Below are 5,899 nucleotides of genomic sequence, written 5' to 3' on the forward strand. Positions count from 1 at the left end.
CAGCGTGCCAAGCATCACGATGATGGACCACTAGCAATACGCCAGTCTGCTTGTCCTGGAAATCGCACCCCTGACCCTATCGCCAAAAACCAATCAGGTATCATTGCGTTTCGTGATGGATCGCCTCACCATCTGAGGCGCCCCGCGACTTGACCAAGGGGGCCCTGCCCGGCTACGGCCAAGGAATGCGCAATAATCCAGCCCTTGATAGCGTGCTCTCTGCCCTAGCCGATCCGACCCGGCGGCGCATTCTTGAGATGCTGCTGGAAGACGACATGGCCGTGACCGACGTCGCTGAACCCTTCGAAATGTCTTTGGCGGCGATCTCCAAGCACCTCGGCATCCTCACCCGCGCTGGCCTGATCGCTCAGGAAAAACGCGGCCGCGTAAAGTGGTGCAAACTGAACCCGGACGCGCTGCGCGGCACAAGCATCTGGATGCAAAGCTTCGGTCAGTTCGACGCGGTGGATCTCGATGCCTTCGAGACCTTCCTTGAACGCGAGCTTGGCTCCGACGATCAGTCAGGCGCCTAGGCGGGCTGTGCAGCCCCCTCGCGCAACAGCATCACCAGCGCCAGAATTGTCAGCCCCACGCCAGGCACCATGACAAGCGGCGGCACATCGCCCGCCAAAACCAATTCCCACAAGATCACCCAAGTCGGGATCAAGTAGGTATAGGCCATAACCTTTGCCGCCTTCAGCCGCATCGACGCGAACTGGATCAGACTGATCGAGGCGACGGACGCAAAGATCACCAAATAGCTAAGCACCGCCCAGACCAAAACCGGCAAGGCGCTCCAATCCGTCGCGACAATCCGCGAGGCCCCGAAAACACCGACAAGGATCGCACCTCCGACCATCGTCCCCAATGCGAAAGCGAACACCCCTTCGCCCCGGTTCAGGCGCGGCACCAAAGGAATATAAAGCGCATGCGCCACGCAGCCGACAAAGAAGATCATCTCGCCGATCCCCACGTCAAACGCCAGAAACGCCGCAAAATTCCCCCGAAAGATGACCCATAACGCCCCGATTGCCCCGAACAGCAACGCCACCGCCATTCGCCGGTTCGTGACCTGCCCCATGATCAGCCAGGCAAATCCAGCCGCCATCACCGGGGTTAGCGTAAATACCGCCGCAGTCGAGACAGGATGCGCGGTCTTCAGCCCCTCAAACATCAAAACGAAGTACAATCCGAACAGACCACCCAATAGCAGATACCGCCATGACGCCCGCAAAGCCGCCCGTGTGAACTGCCCCGTCCCAACCGCAATCACACTGACAGCAAGGGCTGCCAACACAAATCGGACGGCCGTCAATGCCATCGGATCAATCTGATTGGCGATCCGCCCGCCGAACGAAAATGACCCCGCCACCAAAGCCGAAAATGCCACCATACCGATGTGGCCCTTCAACTCCTCGCGACGAGAAACCGGCCCAGCGGCTACCACGATTTGGCTTCTTCCTTCAGGAACTTCAAGAACGTCTGAACCTTTGTCGTGCGATGAAGATCCACATGCGTCACCAACCACAACGGCGCGGTCCATTCCTCGAGGGGCTCAAACAAACGTACGATTCCAGTGTAGCGCTCAGCGTCCCAGGTCGAAACGAACCCGATCCCAACGCCCGCAATAACCGCGTCCCGCAGGACCCGATTATCAGTGCCGCGAAACACGAAGCGCTCGGACGGGACCTTCTCGCGCAGCCATCGCGCAAAAGGCGCACGGCTTTCGATGCTGTCGAGGGTCACGAAATCATGGGCTCCCAGATCGTCAACCGTCTCGGGACGACCTTTGCGCGCGATATAGTCGTCGGAGGCATAAAGCGTTATTTCCTGCGGCACGAATGGCTGCACCACGTTGTCGGGATTATCCGGCGCCCTCCCCGCGCGCACCGCCACATGCGCCTCTCCGTACTCGAGCCGCAAAACCGTATCCCCGGTAATGTATCGCACAATCAGATCAGGATAGAGCGCCTGAAATCGCGCCAAGACCGGCGTCAGTCGCGGCGACACAGACGTCAAAGACGTCACCACCAACTCGCCCGACACCTGATCGCCTCGCCCGCGAATGCGCCCCACCAACTGCGTGAACTGATCGTCGGTCGCCTGCGCAACCTGCAACAAATCCAGACCCGCTTCTGTCGCCGTATAGCCTCGCGCATGCCGCTGAAACAGCTTCACCCCCAGCCGCGCCTCAAGCGCATCGATGTGGCGAATGACCGTCGCGTGATGGACGCCCAAAGCTTCCGCCGCTCCGCTCACGGTCCCCATACGCGCGACATGGTAAGCGGTGCGTATCTCATCCCAAGTGCTAATCGACATGGCAAACATCCCTATTTCTTCCTTAGAAGATAGCGTGCGAAAATTAAGATATCCACAGGACTAACGTTCAATTATTCACAAAAACGCACAACTCGCGTTCACTTTATCGGAATACCGCATGGCCCAAGCCAAGCCTACCTCTGCTTCAATGCGAACCAAGGAGGCTTCCATGCCCACAAATATTCTTCAAATTGACGCATCCGCCCGCAAAACCGGCTCCATCTCCCGCGATTTGACCCACCGCATCGTCGACCGCTTTGAGAGGGCCCAGGTCACCACCCGCGACCTTGCGACGCCGTTGCCCCAAATCGCCGAAGACTGGATCGGCGCAAACTTCACGCCCGCAGCTGACCGCACAGCCGCACAAGCCGAGACCCTGCGCCTGTCAGACACCCTGATTGAGGAAATCAAGGCCGCCGACGTGCTTGTCATTGGCCTGCCAATCTACAACTTCGGCGTCCCTGCAGCCCTGAAAGCATGGATCGACCTTGTGGCGCGCGCTGGCGTCACGTTCCAGTACAGCCCCACAGGCCCGAAAGGCTTGCTGGCAGGAAAGCGCGCAATCGTCGCGGTGGCCTCAGGCGGCACCGAAATGGGCTCAGATATTGATTTCGCCACAGGCTATATCCGCCACGTTCTCGGCTTCATCGGCATCACCGACGTCGTTTTCGTGGCAGCCGACAGGCTATCGCGCGATGCCGACGCGACACTTTCCGAGGCCCACTTGGCCGTTCAAACCCTCAAAATCGCCGCCTAAGGCGAAAGGACAAAGCAAATGAAATACGCAATTCTCGCAATCAAAGCCCTCCTGACGCTCGCTTTTCTGGCGGCCGGTCTCTCAAAACTCGCCGGTGTTGAAATGATGGTCGCAACCTTCGATGCAGTCGGCGTCGGCCAATGGTTCCGCTATGTCACAGGCACCATTGAAGTCGTCGGCGCGGTCCTGCTTTGGGTCAAAGGCCGCGAAGTCTATGGCGCAGGCCTGCTCACCGTCACCATGGTCGGAGCCGTCATTGCCCACCTTGCACTCCTCGGCCCGTCAGCCGTGCCTGCTCTGGGACTTGGCCTGCTTTCAGCGATCATCGTCTGGACGCACAAAGGCGACCTTAAATCCGCGACAGCCTAGAAACTCAAAATCGCGCTTCGAGACAAAAAAGACCGGGCACAAGGCCCGGCCAGTCTTACAGGGAGGAACCGTGCCATTACCCGGACACGGAGACGGGATTCTGCGAATCAGGCAACAAGCCTGTACCCACCACTTTCAGTAACAAGAAGGCGAGCATTTGACGGATCTGGTTCAATTTTTTGGCGAAGCCGATAAATATGGGTTTCCAACGTATGTGTCGTCACCCCCGCATTGTAGCCCCAGACCTCGTGCAGCAGCACATCACGCGCAACCACACCTTCTGACGCACGGTATAGAAACTTAAGGATATTCGTCTCTTTCTCGGTCAGTCGGATCTTCTTTTCGTCCTCAGTCAGCAGCATTTTCTGCGCTGGCTGGAACGAATACGGTCCAAGCTGGAAAATAGCGTCTTCCGATTGCTCATGCTGGCGAAGCTGGGCGCGAATGCGGGCCAAAAGCACGGGAAACTTGAATGGCTTCGTCACATAATCGTTCGCGCCGGCGTCAAGGCCAAGGATGGTATCAGCGTCGCTGTCATGGCCTGTCAGCATTAAAACCGGGCATTTCACCCCATGTTTGCGCAGCACGCGGCACAATTCACGCCCGTCCGTGTCGGGCAATCCCACGTCCAGAATAACCAAATCGTAGATGGCTTCTTTTGCCCGAACCAACGCAGACGCACCACTGTCAGCTTCAAAGACATCAAAGTCTTCGGTCATCACCAACTGCTCGCCAAGCGCTTCGCGCAAATCATCGTCGTCATCGACTAACAAAATCTTTTTCAGGTTCTGAGACACCACTCTGCCCTCCTTGGAATACTGGACAACAGATGCGCCTCAAACGTCTCTCCGACAAGTTTTGCTGCATCTTCTCACGCGCTCGTGTCACAAACACAGGCTATGTTTCATTTTCCTGCTAGGGACGGCACGCGGAATGTGATTAATCACGGGGCATCATGTCGCTTTCACCATCTCTGATCGACCGCATTGCACGCGCACGCACCGACCTTCGGCTCGGTTTGCCGGTTGTGCTGACCGGCACTGACGGCGCGACCCTCGTCTTGGCAGCGGAAGGCCTGAACGATCCACGACTGTCCGCCCTGCGCGATCTCGGGACGCCAACACTCGCCATCACCTCACGGCGCGCGGAAACTCTGCGCGCCCGCGCCTACGATGGAGATATCGCCCGCCTGTCTGTTCCTGAAGGGGCTGACGCCGCATGGGTGCGCTGCGTGGCAGACCCCAAAGACGACTTGTCCTCACCGATGAAGGGTCCTTTCACATCCGAACGAGATGGCTCTGGCGAAATGCACCGCCTTGCTGTCCGTTTGGTGAAATCGGCGTGGCTTCTGCCTGCGGCCGTTGTGGTGCCGCTAACGGATGTGGCGCCACCGGATCTGACGAGCCTGCCTGCAAAAGAAACCGCCGCGTTTCTGTCAGCGCCTGTGGCCCACAAAGACATCGTAACGGGACGCGTTCCGATGTCGGTTTCGGAAAAGAGCCGCGTCCACGTCTTTCGCCCCACCGATGGCAGCGAAGAACATATCGCCTGCGAAATCGGCCAACCGCGTCGCGACAAACCGGTCCTTGTGCGGCTTCACTCGGCCTGCTTCACCGGTGACGTTCTGGGGTCGCTGAAATGCGATTGCGGCCCACAGCTTCACGCCGCCATGGCGCAAATGGGCGCCCAGGGCGCCGGCGTGTTGCTCTATCTCAACCAGGAAGGTCGAGGCATCGGCCTTGCCAACAAAATGCGCGCCTATGCGCTTCAAGATCAGGGGTTCGACACGGTCGAGGCCAACCACAGGCTAGGCTTTGAAGATGACGAGCGCGATTTTCGCACTGCGGCTGACATTCTCAAACGGCTGGGCTTTACCGCTGTCCGCCTCCTGACCAATAACCCGGCCAAAGTCGCGATGATGCAAGCACAAGGCATTGATGTCGTCGAGCGTGTCCCGCTGAAAGTCGGTCTCAACCCCTTGAACGAAAAATACCTCGACGTGAAAGCGCGAAAATCGGGACATATCCTTTGATGAGATTTCCCGTCGTTGCGCGCCGCGATCCAAAGGGCGCGCTGCCAGCAACACGTTGCCGTGCTCATCCCCCGAGGTATTTTTGAAAGGATGAAGACGCCAAACGATATGGTGCTGAGCCCGCAGGGCCTCAGATTTCGGGGGCGACGCTTTCCCTGCACAATCGGGCGGGGCGGCGTGCGCCGCGCGAAGACTGAGGGCGACGGCGCGACACCGGTAGGCGTGCACGGCATTGTTGGCATGCTGTACCGGCCAGACCGTATGGCGCGCCCGACGGACTGGGCTTTGCCCATTCGCCCCGGCGATCTGTGGTGCGACGATCCCCGCCATGAAGACTATAACCTCATGGTGCGCGCGCCTTTTTCCGCCTCGCACGAATGCCTCAGACGCGCCGATCCGCTGTACGATCTGGTGATTATTAC

At 58.7% G+C, this 5,899-nt stretch carries 8 protein-coding genes; 5 read left to right on the forward strand and 3 right to left on the reverse strand.

Annotated elements, in window-relative coordinates; all coding sequences use genetic code 11:
• Nucleotides 1-185: 185 nt before the first annotated feature.
• A complete protein-coding gene (locus tag AC221Y_RS19130; RefSeq protein WP_486708057.1) occupies nt 186-533 on the forward strand; it encodes an ArsR/SmtB family transcription factor in 348 nt (115 codons plus the stop codon).
• On the opposite strand, the gene AC221Y_RS19135 is transcribed toward AC221Y_RS19130, so the two are convergent.
• Both AC221Y_RS19135 and AC221Y_RS19140 read right to left on the reverse strand, forming a co-directional pair.
• Nucleotides 530-1,447 (reverse strand): DMT family transporter, encoded by a 918-nt coding sequence (locus AC221Y_RS19135; protein ID WP_486708052.1) that lies wholly within the window; start codon nt 1,445-1,447, stop codon nt 530-532. The two genes, AC221Y_RS19130 and AC221Y_RS19135, sit on opposite strands and share 4 nt — an antisense overlap.
• Entirely contained in the window at nt 1,441-2,313 is an 873-nt protein-coding gene (locus AC221Y_RS19140) for a LysR family transcriptional regulator (protein WP_486708058.1), read from the reverse strand. Before AC221Y_RS19140 ends, AC221Y_RS19135 begins: the two co-directional genes overlap by 7 nt.
• A 175-nt stretch (nt 2,314-2,488) precedes the next feature.
• On the opposite strand from AC221Y_RS19140, the gene AC221Y_RS19145 reads away from it, so the two are divergent.
• Together AC221Y_RS19145 and AC221Y_RS19150 are read left to right on the forward strand one after the other, a co-directional pair.
• Nucleotides 2,489-3,076 carry an FMN-dependent NADH-azoreductase gene (locus AC221Y_RS19145; protein ID WP_486708053.1) on the forward strand — a complete coding sequence of 196 codons (588 nt, stop codon included), beginning with the start codon at nt 2,489-2,491 and terminating at the stop codon, nt 3,074-3,076.
• An 18-nt stretch (nt 3,077-3,094) separates the two neighbouring features.
• Nucleotides 3,095-3,445 carry a DoxX family protein gene (locus AC221Y_RS19150; RefSeq protein WP_486708054.1) on the forward strand — a complete coding sequence of 117 codons (351 nt, stop codon included), beginning with the start codon at nt 3,095-3,097 and terminating at the stop codon, nt 3,443-3,445.
• 107 nt (nt 3,446-3,552) lie between these two features.
• Here AC221Y_RS19150 and AC221Y_RS19155 read toward each other — a convergent pair whose 3' ends face one another.
• On the reverse strand, nt 3,553-4,245 hold the full coding sequence (locus tag AC221Y_RS19155) for a response regulator transcription factor (protein ID WP_299756017.1): 693 nt from the start codon (nt 4,243-4,245) through the stop codon (nt 3,553-3,555).
• A 155-nt stretch (nt 4,246-4,400) separates the two neighbouring features.
• On the opposite strand from AC221Y_RS19155, the gene ribA reads away from it, so the two are divergent.
• Both ribA and AC221Y_RS19165 read left to right on the forward strand, forming a co-directional pair.
• On the forward strand, nt 4,401-5,477 hold the full coding sequence (ribA, locus tag AC221Y_RS19160; RefSeq protein ID WP_486708055.1) for a GTP cyclohydrolase II: 1,077 nt from the start codon (nt 4,401-4,403) through the stop codon (nt 5,475-5,477).
• A 90-nt stretch (nt 5,478-5,567) separates the two neighbouring features.
• A partial coding sequence (locus AC221Y_RS19165) for a L,D-transpeptidase family protein (protein ID WP_486708056.1) occupies nt 5,568-5,899 on the forward strand: 332 nt, incomplete at its 3' end.

Source organism: Boseongicola sp. (genome assembly GCF_057460485.1).